This is a genomic window from Frigoribacterium sp. CFBP 8754, from assembly GCF_014841815.1.
Lineage (GTDB): Bacteria > Actinomycetota > Actinomycetes > Actinomycetales > Microbacteriaceae > Frigoribacterium > Frigoribacterium endophyticum.
Genome location: NZ_JACYUO010000001.1, coordinates 1,312,732 through 1,333,535 on the forward strand (window position 1 = coordinate 1,312,732; position 20,804 = coordinate 1,333,535).

Annotated in this window: 17 protein-coding genes; 5 read left to right on the top strand and 12 right to left on the bottom strand. The window is 74.4% G+C overall.

Annotated elements, in window-relative coordinates; translation table 11 throughout:
• Positions 1-135 precede the first annotated feature (135 nt).
• The 3 genes from IFT72_RS06020 to IFT72_RS06030 all read left to right on the top strand — a co-directional run bounded on the left by IFT72_RS06020 (position 136) and on the right by IFT72_RS06030 (position 5,134).
• Positions 136-3,600: a DEAD/DEAH box helicase gene (locus IFT72_RS06020; protein ID WP_192045784.1), complete on the top strand. Its 3,465-nt coding sequence runs from the start codon at positions 136-138 to the stop codon at positions 3,598-3,600.
• A gap of 64 nt (positions 3,601-3,664) precedes the next feature.
• Complete coding sequence (locus IFT72_RS06025; protein WP_197981080.1) at positions 3,665-4,423, top strand: MBL fold metallo-hydrolase; 759 nt, start codon at positions 3,665-3,667, stop codon at positions 4,421-4,423.
• Positions 4,424-4,582: 159 nt separating this feature from the next.
• The gene (locus IFT72_RS06030; RefSeq protein WP_192045785.1) at positions 4,583-5,134 is read left to right on the top strand and encodes a hypothetical protein; all 552 of its coding nucleotides are present in this window, start codon (positions 4,583-4,585) and stop codon (positions 5,132-5,134) included.
• Between the two features lie 226 nt (positions 5,135-5,360).
• On the opposite strand, the gene IFT72_RS06035 is transcribed toward IFT72_RS06030, so the two are convergent.
• From IFT72_RS06035 to IFT72_RS06090, 12 genes are all read right to left on the bottom strand, one after another.
• On the bottom strand, positions 5,361-6,206 hold the full coding sequence (locus IFT72_RS06035) for an HAD family hydrolase (RefSeq protein WP_192045786.1): 846 nt from the start codon (positions 6,204-6,206) through the stop codon (positions 5,361-5,363).
• The gene (locus IFT72_RS16490) at positions 6,203-9,100 is read right to left on the bottom strand and encodes a phosphoribosyltransferase domain-containing protein (protein WP_371741188.1); all 2,898 of its coding nucleotides are present in this window, start codon (positions 9,098-9,100) and stop codon (positions 6,203-6,205) included. Before IFT72_RS16490 ends, IFT72_RS06035 begins: the two co-directional genes overlap by 4 nt.
• Positions 9,097-10,338: an HpcH/HpaI aldolase/citrate lyase family protein gene (locus tag IFT72_RS06045; protein WP_192045787.1), complete on the bottom strand. Its 1,242-nt coding sequence runs from the start codon at positions 10,336-10,338 to the stop codon at positions 9,097-9,099. The genes IFT72_RS16490 and IFT72_RS06045 overlap by 4 nt, the downstream gene beginning before the upstream one ends.
• A 6-nt stretch (positions 10,339-10,344) precedes the next feature.
• Positions 10,345-11,145, bottom strand: coding sequence for a hypothetical protein (locus IFT72_RS06050; protein ID WP_192045788.1), 801 nt, complete (start codon positions 11,143-11,145; stop codon positions 10,345-10,347).
• A gap of 2 nt (positions 11,146-11,147) precedes the next feature.
• Complete coding sequence (locus tag IFT72_RS06055; RefSeq protein ID WP_056055253.1) at positions 11,148-11,699, bottom strand: TerD family protein; 552 nt, start codon at positions 11,697-11,699, stop codon at positions 11,148-11,150.
• The gene (locus tag IFT72_RS06060) at positions 11,699-12,238 is read right to left on the bottom strand and encodes a hypothetical protein (protein ID WP_192045789.1); all 540 of its coding nucleotides are present in this window, start codon (positions 12,236-12,238) and stop codon (positions 11,699-11,701) included. Before IFT72_RS06060 ends, IFT72_RS06055 begins: the two co-directional genes overlap by 1 nt.
• Before the next feature lie 3 nt (positions 12,239-12,241).
• Complete coding sequence (locus IFT72_RS06065) at positions 12,242-13,486, bottom strand: toxic anion resistance protein (protein WP_243861375.1); 1,245 nt, start codon at positions 13,484-13,486, stop codon at positions 12,242-12,244.
• 53 nt (positions 13,487-13,539) lie between these two features.
• Positions 13,540-14,118, bottom strand: coding sequence for a TerD family protein (locus IFT72_RS06070; RefSeq protein ID WP_056055259.1), 579 nt, complete (start codon positions 14,116-14,118; stop codon positions 13,540-13,542).
• A 97-nt stretch (positions 14,119-14,215) separates the two neighbouring features.
• Positions 14,216-14,797 carry a TerD family protein gene (locus tag IFT72_RS06075; RefSeq protein WP_167259317.1) on the bottom strand — a complete coding sequence of 194 codons (582 nt, stop codon included), beginning with the start codon at positions 14,795-14,797 and terminating at the stop codon, positions 14,216-14,218.
• A 59-nt stretch (positions 14,798-14,856) separates the two neighbouring features.
• Positions 14,857-15,450 carry a TerD family protein gene (locus IFT72_RS06080; protein WP_056055264.1) on the bottom strand — a complete coding sequence of 198 codons (594 nt, stop codon included), beginning with the start codon at positions 15,448-15,450 and terminating at the stop codon, positions 14,857-14,859.
• 177 nt (positions 15,451-15,627) lie between these two features.
• Positions 15,628-16,758 (bottom strand): DUF475 domain-containing protein, encoded by a 1,131-nt coding sequence (locus tag IFT72_RS06085; RefSeq protein ID WP_056055266.1) that lies wholly within the window; start codon positions 16,756-16,758, stop codon positions 15,628-15,630.
• Positions 16,759-16,960: 202 nt separating this feature from the next.
• On the bottom strand, positions 16,961-18,115 hold the full coding sequence (locus IFT72_RS06090) for an NAD-dependent epimerase/dehydratase family protein (RefSeq protein WP_192045790.1): 1,155 nt from the start codon (positions 18,113-18,115) through the stop codon (positions 16,961-16,963).
• 252 nt (positions 18,116-18,367) lie between these two features.
• Between IFT72_RS06090 and IFT72_RS06095 the strand changes: the two genes are divergently transcribed.
• Both IFT72_RS06095 and IFT72_RS06100 read left to right on the top strand, forming a co-directional pair.
• Positions 18,368-19,996, top strand: coding sequence for a threonine/serine exporter ThrE family protein (locus IFT72_RS06095; RefSeq protein WP_255465449.1), 1,629 nt, complete (start codon positions 18,368-18,370; stop codon positions 19,994-19,996).
• A gap of 226 nt (positions 19,997-20,222) precedes the next feature.
• Positions 20,223-20,714 (top strand): GNAT family N-acetyltransferase, encoded by a 492-nt coding sequence (locus tag IFT72_RS06100; protein WP_192045791.1) that lies wholly within the window; start codon positions 20,223-20,225, stop codon positions 20,712-20,714.
• Positions 20,715-20,804: the final 90 nt, after the last annotated feature.

Genomic DNA, 20,804 nt, shown 5'->3' on the forward strand with positions numbered 1-20,804 from the left:
GGGAGTCGCGGTGAGGGCCGACCGCGCCGGGGGCCTTGCCTGCGCGGCCCGTCCCCGGTTACCATCTTCGGCGGCCTCGCCGAGGCTGGTGCGCGGCGGCGACGGGTGTCGGCGGTCGCTGCGAAGATGGTCGTCATGCCCCTCCTCGACGTCGCGCCGCTCGTCGACGCCGTCGACGTCATCCGCTTCGTCGGCCCGCGCCCCTTCGCCAAGGGGCGGCAGTACTCGCGCGAAGACCGGGTCCGCGACATCACGTACGACCCCGTCGACCAGGTCGTCACCGGCACCGTGCGCGGCAGCGCCGCCGAGCCCTACCGGTGCGAGATCGTCCTCCAGCCGACGCGCGGCGAGCAGAGCCGCCCCTCGCGCAGCACCTGCACCTGCCCGCTCGGCGGGGACTGCAAGCACGTGGCCGCCGTGCTGCTCGCCAACAACGCGGCGGCGCTGGCCCCGCCCGCGGCCGCGCCGCTCGGCGACGACGGCGACCTCCCCTCGCCCCGGGCCGGCGGCGGCGCGACCGGCGACGCGGCCCCCTCCCCCGACGACTGGCGCGCTCGGCTCGGCGGCCTCACCGGCCGGCCGGCGCCCCGCGACGCCCGCACCACCTCCATGGGCCTGCTGTTCGAGCTGCGGCCGCGGGTCGCCCCGCCCCGCAGCGCCCGGTGGGACGCCCCGCGCGTCGACCGGCACGAGCGCTCGACGGGCGGTCTCGGCGGGGGCCTCGTGAGCGGCAGCTCCCTCGCGGGCGCGGGGGGCGCCTCCCCGGCTCCGGTCCGGCCGTCGGGGGCGGCGAGCTGGCGTCTGGGCGTGCGGCCGGTCAGCCTCAGCCCGACGGGCAACTGGGTGCGGGGCGACCTCACCTGGACGTCGCTGCCCTACCAGATGAACCGGCTCGCGATCGGGGCGGAGCAGCATGCCTGGTTCGGGCAGTTCGCCGCCCTGCACCGGTCGGTGCACGCCTCGTACGTGCCGGGCGAGGCCGACTGGCTGATGCTCGACGACTTCACGAGCCCGCTGCTCTGGCCCCTGCTCGCCGAGGCCCGCCGGCTCGGCGTCGCCCTCGTCACCGGCAAGCGCGCCACCGACGTCACGGTCGCCGCCGGGGCCCGCGTCACCGTCGACGCGCGCACCGTGCCGGGCCGCGGCCTCGTGCTGAGCGCCGGGGTCACGGTCGACGGCGAGCCGCACGCCGCCGCCGACACGGGCACGATCGGCGACCACGGCGTGTACGTGGCGACGCCCCAGCCGCACCTCGCCGTCGTGCTCGCCCCGACCGTCGCCCCGCTGGCCCCCGAGCAGAGGCAGCTGCTGACGAGCACGGCCGAGATCACGGTGCCCGAGGCCGACGCCGAGGAGTTCCTCCGCGACTGGTACCCGGGCCTGCAGCAGGCGGTCGCCGTGACCAGCCGTGACGAGTCGGTCGCGCTGCCCGAGGTGCTGCCTCCCCAGCTCGTGCTCACGGCCTCGTTCAGCGCCGGCGACGCTCTCGCCCTGACCTGGCGCTGGGTGATCGCCGGCCGCACCGAGCCCTTCTCCGCGCACGAGACGTCGCTCGACCTGGAGGCGCTCGGCGTCCCCGCGCGCGGGGCGACCCTGAAGGGCGTCGCCGCCGCCGAGTTCGTGGCCACCCGCCTGCCCGAGCTCGAGGCGCGCGACGACCTCCGCGTCGTCGTCGACGGCGAGCGCCCCGACTACCGCGAGCTCACCGAGGCGCCGCACCTGACGGTCACCACGGTCGAGACCGACAAGAGGGACTGGTTCGACCTCGGGGTGCTCGTCACGGTCGAGGGGCGGACGGTGCCGCTCGTGCCGCTGCTCACGGCCCTCGCGAGGCGGCGCGACAAGATGCTGCTCGTCGACAAGTCGTACCTGTCGCTCGCCCACCCCGCCTTCGACGAGCTGAAGCGCTTGATCGACGAGGCCACCGGCCTCGACGAGTGGGAGGCCGGGCCGCGCATCAACCGCTACCAGGCCTCGCTCTGGTCGGAGTTCGACGACCTCGCCGACGCGACGGTGCAGGCCGACGCCTGGCGGAGCGCCGTGGGCGGCCTGCTCGAGCTCGCGGCCGGCGACCAGCTGCCGGGCGTGGCCGACACCCCCGTGCCGGCCGGCCTCGACGCCGAGCTGCGGCCGTACCAGCTCGACGGCTTCCGCTGGCTGGCGTTCCTGCACCAGCACGGCCTCGGCGGGGTCCTCGCCGACGACATGGGCCTCGGCAAGACGGTGCAGACGCTGGCGCTCGTCGCGCATGTGCGCGAGGAGGAGGCACGGGCGCACGGGCGCGAGGTGGAGGCACGGGCGCACGGGCGCGAGGAGGAGGCTCGCGAGCGGGAGGCGCGGGCCGGGTCGACGGGGCGCCCCCCGTTCCTCGTGGTCGCGCCCACCTCGGTCGTGCCGAACTGGGCGTCGGAGGCGGCGCGCTTCACCCCCGGGCTCCGCGTGCACGTCATCACGGAGACCGAGGCGAAGAGCCGACGGCGGCTCGCCGCGGCCCTCGCCGGCGGCGACGTCGACCTCGTCGTCACGTCGTACGCGCTGTTCCGGCTCGACGCGGCCAGCTACTCCCGGCACGCCTGGGCGGGGCTGGTGCTCGACGAGGCGCAGTTCGTCAAGAACCCCTCCTCGCAGGCGCACCGCCGCGCCGTGGAGCTCGAGGCGCCGTTCAAGCTCGCGATCACGGGCACGCCGCTCGAGAACTCGCTGACCGACCTCTGGGCGCTCTTCCACGTCGTGGCCCCGGGGCTGCTCTCGACGCACGTCCGCTTCTCCGACGACTACGTCAAGCCGATCGCGACCGGTGAACGACCGGAGCTGCTCGCGCGGCTGCGGGCGCGCATCCGGCCCCTCATGCTCCGCCGCACGAAGGAGCTCGTCGCCGCCGACCTGCCCGCCAAGCAGGAGCAGCTGCTGCGCGTCGACCTCGCCCCGGCGCACCGCGAGCTGTACGACGCGTTCCTCCAGCGCGAGCGCCTCAAGCTGCTCGACCTCATCGACGACCTCGACCGCAACCGGTTCATCGTCTTCCGGTCGCTGACGCTGCTGCGCATGCTCGCGCTCGACGCGGCCCTGATCGACCCCGAGTACTCCGACGTGCCCTCGGCGAAGCTCGACCAGCTGCTCGACGAGCTCGACGACGTCGTGGCCGAGGGGCACCGGGCCCTGGTCTTCAGCCAGTTCACCTCCTTCCTCGGGCGGGTGGCGGAGCGCCTCGAGCAGCGGGGCACGGCGCACGAGTACCTCGACGGCTCGACGCGGCGACGGGGCGAGGTGATCGAGAGGTTCAAGGGGGGCGCCTCCCCCGTGTTCCTGATCAGCCTCAAGGCGGGCGGCTTCGGGCTCAACCTCACCGAGGCCGACTACGTGTTCATGCTCGACCCGTGGTGGAACCCCGCGTCGGAGTCGCAGGCCGTCGACCGCACGCACCGCATCGGGCAGACGAAGAACGTCATGGTCTACCGGCTGATCGCGAACGACACCGTCGAGGAGAAGGTCCTCGCGCTGCAGCAGAAGAAGGCCGCGCTCTTCGACGCGGTCGTCGACGACGACGCCGTCTTCAGCTCGGCGCTGACGGCCGACGACATCCGCGGGCTGCTCGACTAGGCGGTCGCGCCCCGCCGTGTCAAGGCGTCACCGGCCCGCGCGCCCCGGTGCTTGCGTGGGAGCCATGTCTCCCCTGCGCCCCCGTGCCGTGCTCGACCGCGACGTCGCCCCCGGGGTGCACCGGCTCGAGCACGCCGACACGAACCTCTACCTCGTCGAGCACGGCGACCGCGTGCTCATCGTCGACGCGGGCCTGCCGGGGGTGTGGCCGCACCTCGTCGAGTCGCTCTTCGAGCTGGGCCACGGCCTCGGCGACGTCGACGGCGTGCTGCTCACGCACGCGCACTTCGACCACGTCGGCACGGCCCGGCGGCTGCGCCAGCAGTGGGGGCTGCCCGTCTGGGTGCACCCGGACGACGCCCGGCTCGCGCGGCACCCGTACTCGTACCGGCACGAGCGGCCCCGGTGGCGCTACCCCGTCGAGCACCCCGCCGCGGTGCCCGCGCTGACCCGCATGGCCCTGGCCGGTGCCCTCTCCGTGCCCGCCGTGCTCGACACGCGCCCGATCGCGGAGGCGGCCCTGCCCGAGGGCGCTGTGCTGCTCGAGACCCCGGGGCACACCGACGGCCACGTTTCGCTGCACCTGCCCGACCGCGACGCGGTCATCGTCGGCGACGCCGTGGTGACGCTCGACCCGTACACGGGCCGACGGGGCCCGCAGATCGTCGCGGGCGCGGCGACGGCCGACAGCGAGCTGGCCCTCTCGTCGCTCAACCGGATCGCGGCCACGGGGGCGCGGGTGCTGCTGCCCGGCCACGGAGCGCCGTTCCGGGGAGGCGCGGCGCAGGCGGTCTCGGAGGCCCGGCGCCGCGGGGCGCACTGAGGGCCCGAGCGCGCTGGGGTGTCGAGCGCGCTGAGGTCTCGGACTCGCTGAGGTCCCGGACTCGCTGAGGCGCGTGCCGGGGCGACCGACCACGGGTCACCGCGCCGCGCCTCCGAGGACGCCGACAATGCGAGGGACCCTCCGCGTAGCGTCACGCGCATGGACTCCGACGACTCGACCGCACCGCGCACGCCCGAGCAGGACGCCGCCGAGCTCGCGCTCGCGATCGTCTCGCACGCCACCGCCATCACGCAGGAGGACGACGCGGCCCTCGACGCGAGCGACGAGAACCTGCGAGAGGTCGTGGCGGGGCAGACCGACCAGCCCCTCACGGAGCGGCAGCAGGAAGTCGTCACGACCCTCGGCACGGCCGGCGGGGCCCTCGCGGCCGGCCTGAGCCACGCCCTGGCCGACGCCCGCGGCGTCGACGCCGCCGAGGTGCTCGGCGCGACGGCCCGCTCGGTCGTCGCCCACGCCCGCGACGGCGAGGCGCTCGACGACGCCGTGCGTGACGCAGCCGACGACGAGCTGGCGGCACGGCGCGGCGGGGCCCCGTCGCCGTCGGACGACGACCTCGAGGCCGCCGACCCGCGCCGGGGCACGCTGCCCGAGGGCGAGGCCGACCGCCGTGACCTGCACGACGCCGGCGACCAGGGCCAGCGCTCCTCGGGCAGCGACAGCCAGCGCGGCGAGGGCGACTCCCCCCGCTGACGCTGCTCCCCCCCCCCGGCTCGCCGGCCGAGCGCCCGGCCCGCCCCAGCCCTGCCCTGCCCTGCCCGGCCCGGCCCTGCCCTGCCCTCCGCACCGAACCAGTCCGCCGAACCACCGACTGATCAAAGAACCACGTCATGGCGTGGTTCGTTGATCAGTCGGTGGTTCGCCGGCGTGACGAGTGGGCCGATGGCGGACGAGGGGCGGCGGGCGGCGGGGCCGGGCGCTACGCGGAGACGGGTGCGGGGGCGCGGGCCGCGTCGGCGACGACGGTCGACATCCGCCTCAGCAGTTCCTCGCCGGCCAGCACGCCGTCGGCGTCGGTCACCGTGAGGTGCGACGCCGTCCAGCCGAGGTCGTGCAGCTCGCCGTGGGCAGGGCGGAAGGCGTGGTCGGCGACCTCCAGCATGCCCTGGTCGAGCAGCGAGTCGCCCGCGGCGAGCACGAGGTCGGCGCCCGTGCGGGCCCGCACCTCCTCGAGGGCCGCCGCCTTGGTGACCGGGCTCGGCACGCAGTAGACCTTCCGGCCCTGCACCGAGACCGTCCAGCCGAGTTCGTCGCAGCGCGCGGCCAGGTCGGCCACCGCCGTCTCGGGCATCTCGGCACGGTCGACGACCGCGTAGACGAAGAGGTCCTCCGCGACCTTGACCGAGAGCGTCCACGTGCTCCAGTGCGCATCGGTCAGGAGGGCCTCGACCTGGGCGAGGGGCGCGCACTCCTCCGCGACGCGGGCGTCGAGCCGTCGTCGCCAGTCGAGGTCGGGCACGCCGTCGACGAGCAGCGCGCCGCCGTTGGTCGTCACGGCGTGCGTCGGCCGGACGCCCGGCAGCCGCACGCGCTGGTACTGGGCCACGGTGCGCGTCGTCACCGGGACGAGGTGCGCCGCGGCCGCGAGCGAGACGAGCAGCCCCTCGGAGGCGCGGGTCGTGAACGAGATCGGCACGCCCCCGTAGACCTCCGCCACGAGCAGGTCGGGCGCGTCGCGGTCGTCGCCCTGCAGGCGCAGCGCGGCGGCGGAGTAGATCAGGGTGCGGTCGAGGTCGCAGGCGACGACCACGGGGGCGCGGCTCATCGGGCACCTCCGTCGGTCGAGGAGGTCGGGGCTGGCTCGGCGCGCACGGCGCGCCCGTCGGCACCGGTCGCCCCGGCGGTGTGCACGGGGTGGATCAGCCCGACGCAGCTGTAGGGCAGCTCGTCGACGACCTCCACCGGCACGCCGCGCTGCTCGGCCAGCAGCAGCACGTGGCGGACCTCGTCGAGGGCGTCGGCACGCACGAGCACCTTCCAGGGGATGCGCCGCAGCAGCACGCGGGTCGTCTCGCCCACGCCGGGCTTGACGAGGTTCACGTCGTGGACGCCCTGCTCGGCGCTGATGCGCTCGACGGCCTCCCAGCCGGCCCAGGTCGGGCCGGCGGCCCGGTCGGGCTCCGTCGCCGCGGCGGCGACGCGGCGGTCGACCTCGTCGACGACGGCGTCGAAGCGCGCCGAGACCGTGTCGACGAAGGCGCGCGACACGTCGGCGTCGGCGAGCTCGGAGTAGAACTTGCCGCCGTGGAAGTCGTGGTCGCCGATCAGCCGGCGGTTGTAGACCGTGCGCGACACGAGGCCCGAGACCGTCGAGTTGAGGCAGGCGGACGGGATGAGGAAGTCGTCGCGGGTGCCCCAGGTCGACGCGCAGCGGCCCGGGTCGGCGAGCACGGCGAGGTCGTCGCCGAAGCGCACGCCGTCGGTCTCCTCGAAGCGCGCCAGCGCCTCGGTGAGCTCGCGGGTGATGGCGCCCTTGCCCGTCCAGCCGTCCACGAAGACGACGCGCGCCGGGTCGTGGTGGGCGACCAGCCAGCGCAGGGCGACCGGGTCGAGGCCCACGCCGCGCACGATGCTCATCGTGAGGTGCGGGGCGTCGACGCCGCGCACGCGGGCGGCCCAGCGGCGCATCAGCACCCCGACGGGGGTGCCGGCCCGCGCGAGCGAGACGAGCACCGGCGCCTGGTCGCGGGCGGCGAGCACGAGGTCGGTGACGACCCCGACGGCCGTCGCGACGCGGTCGGCCGACCGGGCCAGCGCCTCCTCGTACAGGGCCTGGTACTCGGGGGTGGGCTGGTACTCGATCGGCAGCGACTCGGCGTAGTTGGCCGTCCCGCCCTGCAGCGTCGCCTCGCGCTCGTGCGCGGGCGCCTCGAGCTGCGCGTCGCCGAGGTCGGTGAGCAGCCACGAGACGTCGTCGGCGTCGTACGAGCCGAACGCCGGGCCGACGAGCGGCTCGGGCAGGCCGGGGCGCTCGGCCAGCTCGGGCAGCTCGTCGGCGGGGCGCGACGCCCCGGTCGGGGCGGCGGGGGCGGTGGAGGCGGGGCTGGGCTGCACGGCGGATCTCTCGGTGAGGCGGTCGGCGGGGCGGGCGGGCGCGGGGGCGAGGGCGGGGGCGGGGGCGGGGGCGGGGGCGGGGGCGGGGGCGTCGTCGGCCGCCGCGAGCAGCACGACGAGCACGTGCTCGGCGACCTCGCGGAGCGCCTCGGTGACGCTCCCGGCGCCGACGAGCTCGGCGGGGTCGGTGCCCGGCTCGGGCATCAGCACGACGACGCGCGGCCGCGCGCCGGCCCGCGACAGGTTGTAGGCGTGCCGCGGGCCGGGGCCGTCGAGGGTCACGTCGTGGCTGCGGAAGGTGACGCCCGAGGCGACCGCGTAGTCGGGGCGGTCGAGCACGGCGATGGGCGACCGCGTGGTCGACGAGGCCCGTGTGGGCACGTGCCCGTCGAGCTCGTGCGCGACGGCGAGGGGGACGGAGAGGAACTCCTCGGTGCCGAGCACGACGACCGGGTCGTCGCCGCGGACGCCCTCGCGCAGCTCGGCCGGCAGGGCGTCGAGCACGGCCGCCACGACGCCGCGCACGTCGACGTCGGCCGTCGCGGCCGCGGCGTCGACCCCGAACCGCTCGCTCCGCACCGGGGAGACCACGTCGCGGAGGTCGAGCAGCGCGACGGCGTCGGCCGCCGAGTCACGGCGGGGGGTCGGCACGGCCTCGCCGAGCCCGGCCGCCACGTCGGCCCCGACGGTCAGCACGTCGGCGGGCAGCTCGACGCGCCCCTGCCCGAGCGCCACGACGTCGACGCGGGTGCCGAGCTCGCGCGCGACGGCGTCGAGCGCCGCCCGGTCGTCGTCGCCCCGGAGGTCGACGAGGGCCGCCACGACGAAGCGCTCCTGCGGCACCCGCGCGTGCAGGTCGCGGACGGTGTCGACCACCGTCGCCCCGGTGCTCAGCTCGTCGTCGACGAGCACCACGGTGCCGCCGGCGCGCAGCCGCGACGGGTCGGTCGGCAGCAGCCGGTGGCTGGTGGCGTGCGAGTGGGCCTCCTCGAACGCGCCGAAGGCGACCGCGCCCGCGGGGTCGTGCCGGGTCGAGTGGAGGTACCACGAGCCGAGGGCGTCGGCGACGAGGCGCCCGAGCCCGGTCGCCGTCTCGGCGTAGCCGAGCGTCGCGACGCCGGGGTGACCGGTGCGGAGGGCGGCCAGCTCACCGCGCAGGGCGGCGAGGTCGCCCCGGAGTCGCGCCCGCGCCTCCCCCTCGGCCTCCCGCTCGGCCAGCAGCCTGGTGAACTCGCCCGCCAGCCGCCGGAGCTCGGCACCGCGGGTGCCCGCGTCGCCCTTGCCGAGCGCGAGGTCCGCCGCCGTGCCGAGCAGCTCGCCCGCCACCACGGCGAGGCCGGGGACGGTCGGCACGTGCTTGGCGAGCACGGTGGAGACGAGGAGGTGCGCCCGTCTGGGGTTCCGCCGGAGCGCGAGGCCGACGAGGAGCTCGACGGGCACCAGGCCGTCGCCCTCGGAGCGCACGACGATGCCGACCCGGTCGTGCACGAAGCCGCTCTCCGGCGACATCGGAAGGGCGGGCGGCGTCGAGGCAGCGACGGGTGCGGCGGCGGCGGGCGCGGCGGACCGCACCGCCTCGGAGACCGGCCCGGCGCTCGCGCTCACGCCGCGCCTCCGGCCAGGCTCAGCGAGGTCGCCCGCATGCTGAGCTCGAGCAGGTCGACGTACGTGGTCTCCTCCGCAGCCACCCCGAAGGCCGCGGCGCGCAGCAGCGTGCGCTCGGCCCAGGCGCGGTGCGGCTTCATCTCGTTCATCTTGTTGCGGTACGGCGAGGCGACCGCGCCGCCGCCCTGGCGACCCGTGATCGCGAGGGCGTCGTGGTACTCCTCGTGGCTGACGACGCTCATCGCGTGCACGAGCGCCACGTGCGACGGGTGGATGACGGTCTTGCCCGTGATGCCGTTCGCCTGGTCGAGCGCGATCTCGCGCAGCAGGCCGTCGAAGTTCTCGAGCAGCAGCCGGCGGCGCAGGTCGACGTCGTCGGCCTCGACGAAGGGCGTCATGCGCAGCTGGGGGCGCAGGAGGCGCTCGGTGTCGGCGTAGTGCTCCCAGACCGGGCCGCTGATGACGAAGCCGCGGTCGTGGCGCCCCAGCCGGTTGACGATGTCGGCGATCATCGACGCGACGACGCCGACGTCGTAGATCGTGAGGTCGCGCGACCGGCGGAGGCCGAAGGCGCTCGAGAGGTCGGTCGCGCCGATCCGGACGGCGAGCACGTCGTCACGGTGACGCTGCAGCACGTCGGTGATGCCCTCGAGCGCCGCGGTGCGCGTCTCGGCGTGGATCATCACGGGCGACTCGAGGATGGGCATGACCCGGAGCCGCCGACGGGCCGCGTCGCCGCCCTGGTCGAAGCGCTCGTGGATCTCGTGCAGCACGGCGAAGAAGTGGTCGGCGTAGCCGTCCTGGTTCTCGAACTTCGGCAGCACGAAGCCGCTGAGCACGTCGAGCGCGGAGCCCGACCGCTCGGCCACGCGGAGCATCTGCTCGGGCGTCCGCACGCGCACGAAGAGCAGGGGCGCGGGCAGCGGCGCCGCGTCGGGCGCGAGGTCGCCGGCCTGCTCACGGTGCAGCTCGGCCAGGGCCGCCACCACGGCGTCCTCGGCCTGGTCGACCTCGTCGTCGGCGACGCTGTCCTCCAGGCAGAGCACCATGCTCATCACGCCGCGGGCCGCCTGCTTGTGCACCGCGCCGACGAGGTCGGGGCGCGTGCCGGGGCAGTAGAGCGTGGCCCCGAGGGCCACCGCGAGAAGCGGCGCGGGCGACGAGAGGTCGAGCCGCTGCGGGATCGTGTGGAAGACGAGCGACAGCTGCTCGTCGCTGAGGAAGCCGAAATGGCGCATGGGCGATCATCTCCCGTTCGGGGCGCTGTCGCCGGGTCGCTCGGGGATCGAGTACCCGAATCTCTGGTGGACGAGAGGTGGCGTGAGGGTGTCCGGCAGGGTCACCCGGCGCAGCTCGAGGAGGCCGTCGACGACGAGCACCGCCAGCGCGACCCGCTCGCCGGGCTCGGCCGGGTCGACCGAGAGGCGGCGGTCGCCGTGCAGCTCGACCTGCAGCCACGCGCCGTCGCCCGCGACGACCAGGGCCCGGCGCAGCTCGCGCACGTGCCGCAGGGTGACGAGCACCTCGTCGCCGTCGAAGGCCACGAGCGGGCGGTTGCCGCTGGTCGTCACGACGTCGCCCATGCGCTGGCCGGTCGAGAACGCTGCCCCGTCGACGAGCTCCGTGCTCTCCCACACGGCGTGCACGCCGCCCGTGACGACGAGCGTGCCGATGGCCGACCGCCGCGGCGAGAGCCGCACGACGGGGTGGTCGCGGCTCAGTTCGCGGACGTCGGTGACGTCGGGCGCGGGGAACGGCGCGGGGCGAGCGGGGCGAGCGGGGCGGGTCGGGCCGGTCGCACCGGACGCGCTCGACGCGGCGGGCGGCGTCGAGCTGCGGGGGCCACCGAGCGACAGGCCCGAGGAGGCGCGCCCCGGGTCGCCGACCCGCGCCTCCGGAGCAGGGGCGGGACGAGCCACGGAGACCGGAGCCGAGACCGGCGCCGGTGCCGGCGCCGGCGTGGCGGGGACGTCGGGCACCGCGACCTGCGGCTTCACCCGCCGTCGCAGGAAGACCAGGTCAGTGCGCGTCGGACGCTCGGCCACGGCTAGAGCGTGACCTTGTAGTCGCGGGCCACCCCGGCGAGGCCGGTGGTGTAGCCCTGGCCGAGGGCGCGGAACTTCCAGTCGTCGCGGTGGCGGTAGAGCTCGCCGAAGAGCATCGCGTTGATCGCGTGGTTCTCGTCGCTCGGCACGACGAAGCGGACGAGGTCGCGGCCGTCCTTCGTGGCGACGCGCATGCTCGCCTGGCGGACGGCCCCGAAGGTGCCGAGGCCGCGGCGGTCGGGGTCGACGTAGACGACGAAGACGATCTTGGCCACGTCGTCGGGCACGAGGGCGAGGTCGACGTCGATCTGCTCCTGGTCGGCGTCGCCGTCGAAGGCGACGGCGCCGTCAGCCGAGACCAGCTGGTTGAAGAACACGACGTCATCGCCGGTGCGGGCGGTGCCGTCCGCGCCGCAGAGCACCGCGAGGGGCACGAGCTCGGGCTGCGGGCCGCGGCTCGGCGTGGTCTGCCACGAGAAGCCGACGAGCAGCTCGTGGACGTCGGGGTTCTCGGCGGTCAGCGCGGCGTTGCTGCCGGGCACCATCTCGCCCATCAGGGTCCTTCCAGTCGGAGGGTCGGCTCGTCGAACTTGGAGCGGAGGAAGCGGCCGTGGGTCGACAGCTCCTCGATCGCGCCGAGCCTGACCTGGTTGGTGAAGTCGAGCACGGTCTCGTGGACGATGCCGAGCTGCTCGACGAAGAGGGCGGTGGGGCGGGAGTCGTCGGCGCGGTCGGCCGCGGGCAGCGAGAGGTAGCGGCCGAGCGGCGTGGGCACGTGGTCCTCGACGAGCTGCTCCATGAGCACCCGCTGCTCGGTCGAGGCGCCCTGCGACTCGATCAGGGCCGCCGACTCGCGGAGCACGTCGACGATCTGGAGCAGGCGCGAGGTGACGAGGGTGGGCAGGCGGCCTCCGCCGGCGTCGATCGAGCGCGCCAGCTCCTCGAGCCGACGGGCCTCCGGCGTCGTGGCGCCCTGCCCGAGCGCCGACGCGACGGCCTCCCCGGCCGCGGCCACCGCCTCCCCCGGGGTCGACGACGGACGCGCCGGGACGGAGTCGTCCCGGTCGCGCCCGAAGATCCTGCCGAAGACCATCGACTAGGCCGAGGGGCCGCCCAGCGCCGGGCGGGCGGTCGCGCCGCCGAGCTCGGCGGCCTCGCCCTGGCGGCTGCGCTCCAGGTAGGGCTTGGCCCGGGTGATGCCGGCCTCGAGGGCGGCCACCGTGCCGGACATGTTCTGCGCGGCCTGCGAGCGGAAGGAGTCGATCGAGTCCATCGTCGCGAACACGTTGTCGAAGGCCTTCTGCAGCGTGTCGACGCTGACGCCCGACGACGACGCCTGCTCGTGGATGCGGGCGGTCTGGTCCTTCAGCATCTCGCTGGTCTGCAGGATCATGTTGTTCGTCGTCGTGTTGATGGCGTCGATCTGGTCGAGCACCATCTTCTGGTTGGCCAGGGCCGCCGCGACCGTGACGGCTGTGCGGAGGGCGGCGATGGTCGTCGTGCGGGCCCGGTCGACGCCCTTCACCAGCTCGACGTTGTTCTTGCGGATGAGGTCCATGGCGAGGTAGCCCTGCACCGACACCGCCAGCTGGGTGAGGATGTCCTGTCGGCGCTGGCGGATCGGGAAGAGGACGTCGGCCTCGAGCTTCTGCGCCTGCTCCAGCTGGCCGGAGGCGCGGGCGGAGTCGATCTTGGCGGTCGCGGCCTGGTCGAGGGCGTCGGCGAAGACGGCGTACTCGCTGAGCTGCCCCATCGTCTCCCACAGCTGCTGCTTCTCGCCGGCCAGGGCCGCGTTGTCCTTCAGCAGCTCGTCCTTGCCCGACATGAGCGACTTGATGATCGCGTCGAGCTGCGTCTGGGCCGACTCGTACTTCTGGAAGTACTTGGCCAGCTTGTTCCCGCCCGGGATGAACCCGAGGATCTTTCGGCCCACGCCGAGGTCGGCCTGGTTCGGCGTGAGGTCCTCCACCGTCGACCGCAGGTCGCCCAGGGTGTTCGCGACCTTGATCTGGGCGCTGTCACCGCCGCGCTTGGCCCCCGCGACCGACGAGCTCGACCGCTCGAGCATGCGCGTCGAGTAGCCGCTCGACGAGGTCATCTCGGCGCTGGCGAGGCTCGAGATGCCCTCGACCTTCTCGGTGAACTCGGGCGCCCGCGGGTCGAGCGTCGACACGTCGCGGATGAACTCCTGCGCCTGGCGCCGGATCTCGACCTGGCGCTCCTCCGGCACGGGGATCATGCCGGGCGCCGTCTCGGGCTCGACGATCGCCGGCGCCTCGGGTGCGCGCAGGACGAGCTCGCCGCTCTCGTCGGGGTCGGGAGGGGTGAGGGTCATGCTCATGGGTGATCCGATCCTGAGGTGTCGACGGGGTGGAACCGGGTGGTGGGGGCGGCTCAGCCGAAGGTGACGCCGAAGTCGCCGGCGATGCCCGCGAGGCCGGTGGTGTAGCCCTGGCCGACGGCCTTGAACTTCCACTCCGAGCCGCTGCGGTAGACCTCGGCGAAGACCATGGCGGTCTCGGGCGCGGCGTCCTCGCTGAGGTCGAAGCGGACGATCTCCTTGTCGTCCTGGTCGAGCACGCGGCAGTAGGCGCCGCGGACCTGGCCGAAGTTCTGGCGGCGCTCGTCGGCCTGGTCGATCGAGACCGCGATGACGACGCGGTCGACGTCGGCCGACACGCTCTGCAGGTCGATCGAGATCTGCTCGTCGTCGCCGTCGCCCGCGCCGGAGCGGTTGTCGCCGAGGTGCTTCACCGAGCCGTCGGCGGCCTCGGTCTGGTTGTAGAAGATGAAGTCGGCCGACGAGCGGACCTTGCCGGCCGGACCGACGAGGAGGGCCGAGGCGTCGAGGTCGAAGGCCTCGCCGCTGGTGGTGCGCGGGTCCCAGCCGAGGCCGACGGTGGCGACGGTCAGCCCGGGGCTGGTCTTGGTGAGCGAGAGGTTGTTGCCCTTGGCGAGCGAGAGTCCGGCCATGGTGTCGTCCTTCTGTCGTGGTGGTGCGCGTACGGGGTGCGGTGGTGCTGGCGGTGCTGGTGCTGGTGCTGGTGGTGCAGGGCGGTGCGGCCTTGGCTCAGTCGAGCACGATGCCGAAGTCGGTGGCGATGCCGTAGAGGCCGGTGGAGTAGCCCTGGCCCACGGCGCGGAACTTCCACTCGGCGCCGTGCCGGTAGATCTCGGAGAAGATCATGGCCGTCTCGGAGGCGGCGTCCTCGCTGAGGTCGTAGCGCACGACCTCCTGCCCCGTGTCTTCGTTGACGACGCGACAGAACGCGTCGCGCACCTGCCCGAAGTTCTGCCGACGGACGTCGCCCTGGTCGATCGTGACGCAGATGACGATGCGGTCGACGTCGGCGGGCAGCAGCGACAGGTCGATGCGGATCTGCTCGTCGTCGCCGTCGCCCTCGCCGGTGCGGTTGTCGCCGAGGTGGGCGACGGAGCCGTCGGGGGTGGCCAGCTGGTTGTAGAAGATGAAGTCGTCCTGCGACCGGACCTTCCCATCGGCGCCGAGCAGCAGCGCCGAGGCGTCGAGGTCGAAGGCCTGGCCGGCGGTGGTCCGCGGGTCCCAGCCGAGGCCGACGACGGCACGGCTCAGGGTCGGGTCGGCCTTGGAGAGGGAGAGGTTGTGGCCCTTGGAGAGGGTGAGGCTCGCCATCGATGTGTTCCTTCCGTGCGGGGTGCCTGGTGCGGGGCGCTGTCGGCTCGGCCGACGACCTAGAGCGCGGCGGCGGCGGGGCCGACGAGCTCGGGCACGGCCCGGCCGTTCGCCCGCTCGCCGATGGCGGTGAAGGTCCAGCCCTCGGGCGTGCGCGCGACCTTGGCCATGATCATGGCGGTGTGCGTGCCCGAGTCGGTCAGCTGGTAGCGCGCGACCTCGGGGCTGCCGGCGGTCGAGTCGTCGACGACGCGGCAGAACGCGTTCTTGACGAGGTCGAAGGTCTGGCGGCTGTAGCTGCTGATGACGAAGACGATCTGGCTGACGCTCGGCGAGACGCGGGTGAGGTCGATCATGATCGTCTCGTCGTCGCCGTCGCCCTCGCCGGTGAGGTTGTCGCCGGTGTGCCGGGCCGAGCCGTCCTTGCTTGCGAGCTGCTGGAACCAGACGAGGTCGAGCACCGCGCCGTTCGCGTCGAAGAAGATCGCCGAGGCGTCGAGGTCGACGTCGGCCTCCTTCTTGAGGCCGCCGAAGAAGCCCTTCTTGGCCGGCGTCGCGCTGTCCCAGCCGAGGCCGAGGCGCACCTTCGACAGCTGGCCGCCGTCGGCCTTCTTGAGGCTCAGCGACTGGCCCTTCTGCAAGCTCAGACCCATGATGTTCTCCTTCGATGATCGTGGTGGAGAGCTGCCGCGAGGCCCGCTCCTCCTGTTCGTTGCCTGTGTGACTGGTGACATCCTGTCCGAACGACCTGGGCTGGTGCTGACCGCGGGCGATGGAGCAGCTGTCGGAGCCCTGTGACCGGGGAGGCGCGGAACGGCACCCGGAGCCCGCTAGCGGGAGGCGGTGACCGGCGCCTCCGCCGCCTCCTCGCGCGCCACGCGCCGGTTGCGCACCAGCGACGACGCGAACGCGGCGAGGATGAAGACGACCCCGATGAGTCCCGTGACGACCTCGTTGACGTGGACGCTGATCGACACGAGCAGGATCGTGGCCAGCGCGCCGATGGCCCAGTGGGCGCCGTGGTCGAGGTAGACGTAGTCGTCGAGCGTGCCGGCCCGGACGAGGAAGACCGTGAGCGAGCGGACGAAGATCGCGCCGATGAGGCCGAGGCCGAGCGCGATGAGGATGGGGTCGCTCGTGATGGCGAACGCGCCGATGACCCCGTCGAACGAGAACGACGCGTCGATGACCTCGAGGTAGAGGAAGAGCAGGAAGGCCGCCCGGCCCACGACCTTGCCGCCGGTGTTGCGCGGCCCACCGGCGCTGATGCGCTCGGCGCGTGCGGCGACCTCCTCGGGGTCGATGTCCTGGTCGTCGTCGTCGTCCGACACGTCGAACAGCGCGCCGAGGCCCGTGACGAGGAAGTACGCGACCATGCCGAGCGCGCCGGCGACGAGCACGACGGCCTGCTTCTCGCCCGCCGCGAGGGAGGCGACGACGAGGGCGACGAGGCCGATGACGACGGAGGCGCTGCTCAGCTTGCCGACCCAGGCGAACGCGAGCTCGGGGATCTTCAGCCAGCGGATGTCGCGGTCCTCGAACATGAAGTCGAGGAAGAGCATGAGCAGGAAGATCCCGCCGAAGGCCGCGATCTGCGGGTGCGCGTCGTTGAGGATGTACGCGTAGGTGCCGGGCTCCTCGATGCTGCCCTGCTCGAGCGCGAGGCGGATCGCCTCGACCGGGTTCAGCTGGGCCGTGACGGCGACGATCAGCAGTGGGAAGAGGATCCGCATGCCGAGCACCGCGATGAGGATGCCCACGGTGAGGAACATCTTCTGCCAGAAGGCGCTCATGCGCTCGAGGATGCGGGCGTTGACCACCGCGTTGTCGAAGCTGAGGCTGATCTCGAGGATGCCGAGCACCGCGACCAGGATCAGCGCCTCGACGCCGCCGTAGACGAAGCCCACCGCGAGGGCCAGCACCGTGACGACCAGCGACCCCGCGAACGTCTTGAAGAACACCTGGCGACTCCCCCTCGGCCGGTCGTGCCGGCCTGCTCGTGACCGTGCGGGCCCGGGCCCCCACGGGGTGCCCCGGCCGTCGGCCCGGGCACCCGCCGAGTATATGGGCGTGCCGCGGCCTCGGCACGGCGGTCGTGCACATCGTGCAGCCGGGCCGGGCCGGTGGTCGGCCGAGGCCGGCCGGGCCCGCCGGAGCGCGGGGCTACGGGATGAGGCGCGCCTCGCGGTAGCGGGTGAAGAGCCGGGCGAAGGCGGTCTCGGTGCGGACGAAGCCGAGGAAGCCGGCCTCGCGGCTCTTGCCCATGTCGGTCACGACCTCCATCTCGCGGCCGAGGTCGGCGTCGGTGTGCCACCACGAGGCGACCCGGGAGAGGTCGGCCTCCGCCAGGCCGAGGCGCCCGGCGATCTCGGCCCAGTCGGCCTCCCGCCCCGCGAACTGCTGCTCGAAGGGGCGCGGCGCCCCCTCGTAGCCCTGCACGAGGGCGGGGTCGACGCCGAGGTGCTCGGCGAGGCGCGGCCACATCCAGCGCCACCGGAACACGTCGCCGTTGACGACGTTGAACGGCTCGTCGGCGCCGGCCGGGTCGGTGGCGGCCCAGACCATGTGGTCGGCGAGCAGGCCCGCGTCGGTCATGTCGGTGAGCGAGTTCCACTGCGTCTCGCTGCCGGGGAAGGTGAAGGGCAGGCCGAGCTCTCGGCTGAGCGTGGCGGCGGCCGCGACGGTCAGCCCCATGTTCATGGCGTTGCCGACGGCGTAGCCGATCACCGTGTGCGAGCGGTGCACCGACCAGGTGAAGCCCTGGCGCTCGGCGGCCGCGAACAGCTCGTCCTCCTGCGCGTAGTAGAAGTTCGGGGTGTCGAGCCGCGGCTCCTCCTCGTGGAAGGGCGTGTCGGGCATCTCGCCGGCCGCGTACGCCTCGAACGGCCCGAGGTAGTGCTTGAGGCCGGTGACGAGGGCGACGTGCTGAAGGGGCGCGTGCGCCAGGGCCGCGAGCAGGTCGCGCACCATGCCGGCGTTGACGGCGATGTTCTCGGCCTCGGTCTCCTGTCGCGACCATGCCGTGAAGAAGACGTGCGTCGGCCGTTCGTCGCGGAGCGCCTCGGCCAGGCTCTCCGCCCTGCGCAGGTCGGCGGCGACGCCGCGCACGCCGGGGGCGGAGGAGGCGCGGCGCGAGAGCGCGAGGACCTCCCACCCGTCGCGCGTGAGCGCCTCGACGAGCGCGGTGCCCGTGATGCCGCTGGCGCCGACGACGAGCGCGGTGAGGTCGGCCTCGCCGGAGGCGCGGGCGGGGCCGGGCCCCGCCTCGCCCTCGGTCGACGGGCCGGTGGTCGTGGGGGTGGTCGTGTTGTCGGTCACGTGTCGTGAAAGTACGCGGCGCCGCTCCGTGTTCCCCCACAGCCCCGCCCGGGCGCGTCGCCCGACCGGCCGCCCCACGGTCCACGGGCCGTCCCCCGGTCGCGCTTACAGTGGAGGGACGCCCCCGGGCCGACCCGCCAGACCGATCCGCTCGGTCGCCCGACCGAACGGAGCGCTGATCGCGCTGAGCACCACCTCGACGACCCTCGCCGGCCTCGGCGGCCCGACCCGCGCCTCCTCGGGGGCCCGGCCGTGAGCGACGGCCCCCGCGCGTACGACCCGCCGCCGCGGCCGGTCGCGCCCGAGACGACCGCGCCCTCGCCCGCGACCGCGGTGACCCCGGCCGCGGGCGCGCCGCTCCGCGACCCGTCAGCGCCGCCGCCCCCGCGCCGGGAGGCCGCCTCACCCGCGGGCAAGCCCGCCGCCCGCCCGGCCCGGCAGCGCCGCCGCCGGGTCAACCCGCAGGAGATGCGCGACGTCCGCGCCCGCCTGCGCGGCACCATCTACGAGGGCACGACCCCGCAGCACGGCCGGCTCGGCGACCTCTACTCGCCCCGCCAGATCGTCGACTTCTGCCTCGACCTCGGCGAGGTGATGCTCGCCTCCGGCGCCGACGTCCGCACGGTCGAGGTGGCCATCGTCGCCGTCAGCACCAAGTGGAACCTCGCCCCGCTCGAGCTCGACATCACGGGCACCGCGATCACGCTGCAGTACGCGCCGGCCGAGGGTCCGCCGCTCGTCAAGATGCGCGTGGTGAGCGCGGAGGGCAGCGACCTGCACCGGCTGTCGCTCGTCTACCAGATCGTCGACGAGCTGCTGCACGACGACCGCGACATGACGAGCGCCGTCGAGGGCCTGGTCGAGGTGCTGCAGTCGCCGCCGCGGTGGCCGTCGTGGATCACCGACGGGGCCATGGGCCTCTTCGGCGTCTCGGTCTCGCTGCAGGCCGGCGGCTCGATCGTCGGCGCCGTCGGGGCCTTCGTCCTGATGATCGGCGTCATGACGCTGGGGCGCTGGCTCGCGCGCAAGGGGATCCCGCAGTTCTTCGCGGTCGTGCTGCAGTCGGCCTGCGTCGCCGCCCTCGGCACCCTCGCGATCTGGGCGGGGGCGATGCCGGCGGGCAGCGCGGCGGCGATGGTGGCCGCGGTGGTCGTGCTCATCCTGCCCCACGTGACGATCGTCACCTGGGCGCAGGACGCCATCTCGGGGTTCCGGGCCATGGCCGTGTCGCGTGCCCTCGTGATCGTGCTGATCGTGGCGGGCATCGTCGTGGGGATCCCCGGCGGCCTCGCGCTCACCTCGGGCGTCGCGCTCGAGGTCGACCCGACCGACATCACCCTGCGGTCGCTGCCGATCTGGCTGCTGCTCATCACCACGTTCTTCGCCGCCGCGGCCACCGCGGTGACGCAGGGCGCCAACGCGCGCGTGATGCCGGTCGCGATCGGGGTCGCGATCGTCGGCACCGTGTCGCTCTGGGGGCTGAAGCAGCTCGGGCTGCCGCTGCTCGGCGCGACCTTCCTCGTCGCGGTGCTGCTCGGGGCGCTCAGCACGGTGGTCGCGGCGCGGCTGCGGGTCTCGGCGACGGCGATCGCGGTGCCGGCGTTCTGCGGCTCGCTGCTGCCCTCGCTGGCGGTGGCGTCGGCGCTGCTCAACTTCATGGCGGGCACCGACGGCGCGGCGGTCGACTTCGTCGCCTCGATGTCGACGACGCTCGCGATCGGCGCCGGGCTCGTGCTCGGCAGCCTCCTCGCGACGCCCGGCGCGCGCCGCTACCTGCGCCGTCGCACGAAGCGCGTCGTCGTGCAGTCGCAGCGGCTCGACACGTCGCCGATCGCGATCGTGCCGCCGGCGCCGGCCGTGCCGCCCGTCCCGCCGACCTGAGCGCGCGGCGCGACGCCCGGCGGCGGCGGCAGCCCGCGGGCAAGCGGCCCGGGCCGGGCTGGTCGTCAGGCACCACGTCCTGGCCTGCGAACCACGCCGCGGCGTGGTTCCCCTGCGAGGACGTGGTTCGTCCCGCCCGGGACGTGTCCGGCCGGGCCGGGCAGCGGGGTCGCTAGCCTGGCGTCGGTCGTGCACCGCGGCGCGGCCGGACCCCCAGGAGGCGCTCGTGACCACCCAGCTCCGTGCCGCGACGGCCGACGACGCCGAGTTCCTGGCCGAGGTGCTGTTCCAGGCCTTCACGTGGCGGGGCCAGCCCGACGGCCTCGACCGCGCGGGCCTCCGTCAGAGGCCCGAGATCTGGCACTACGTGGCGGGCTGGCCGCGGGCCGGTGACGCCGGACGCGTGGCGGTCGTGGACGGGCACCCTGCCGGTGCCGCCTGGTGGCGGACCTTCGACGAACGCGACCGCGGCTACGGCTGGGTCGCCGACGACGTCCCCGAGCTCAGCATGGGCGTGGCGCCCGCGCACCGTGGTCGCGGTCTCGGCGGGCAGCTGCTCGACGCCCTCGTCGCCGACGCGCGCGAGGCCGGCCTGCCCGGCCTGAGCCTCTCGGTCGAGGACGGCAACGACCCGGCGCGTGCCCTCTACGAGCACCGCGGCTTCGTCCCCGCGGGCCGCGACGGCGACTCCGACACCCTCCTGCTGCGCCTGCGGTGATCAGAGCACGCCCGCTCCCACCAAGCCCCCCTTGTGGGGGTCGGGCCGGGGTGTGATCTGAGTTAGCTTCACGACTGCGCGTCGTCCGCG

Coding starts and splice junctions, on each gene's coding strand:
- IFT72_RS06020 (WP_192045784.1), top strand. CDS start 136: ATGCCCCTCCTCGACGTCGCGCCGCTCGTCGACGCCGTCGACGTCATC.
- IFT72_RS06025 (WP_197981080.1), top strand. CDS start 3,665: ATGTCTCCCCTGCGCCCCCGTGCCGTGCTCGACCGCGACGTCGCCCCC.
- IFT72_RS06030 (WP_192045785.1), top strand. CDS start 4,583: ATGGACTCCGACGACTCGACCGCACCGCGCACGCCCGAGCAGGACGCC.
- IFT72_RS06035 (WP_192045786.1), bottom strand. CDS start 6,206: ATGAGCCGCGCCCCCGTGGTCGTCGCCTGCGACCTCGACCGCACCCTG.
- IFT72_RS06045 (WP_192045787.1), bottom strand. CDS start 10,338: ATGCGCCATTTCGGCTTCCTCAGCGACGAGCAGCTGTCGCTCGTCTTC.
- IFT72_RS06055 (WP_056055253.1), bottom strand. CDS start 11,699: ATGGGCGAGATGGTGCCCGGCAGCAACGCCGCGCTGACCGCCGAGAAC.
- IFT72_RS06060 (WP_192045789.1), bottom strand. CDS start 12,238: ATGGTCTTCGGCAGGATCTTCGGGCGCGACCGGGACGACTCCGTCCCG.
- IFT72_RS06065 (WP_243861375.1), bottom strand. CDS start 13,486: ATGAGCATGACCCTCACCCCTCCCGACCCCGACGAGAGCGGCGAGCTC.
- IFT72_RS06070 (WP_056055259.1), bottom strand. CDS start 14,118: ATGGCCGGACTCTCGCTCGCCAAGGGCAACAACCTCTCGCTCACCAAG.
- IFT72_RS06075 (WP_167259317.1), bottom strand. CDS start 14,797: ATGGCGAGCCTCACCCTCTCCAAGGGCCACAACCTCTCCCTCTCCAAG.
- IFT72_RS06080 (WP_056055264.1), bottom strand. CDS start 15,450: ATGGGTCTGAGCTTGCAGAAGGGCCAGTCGCTGAGCCTCAAGAAGGCC.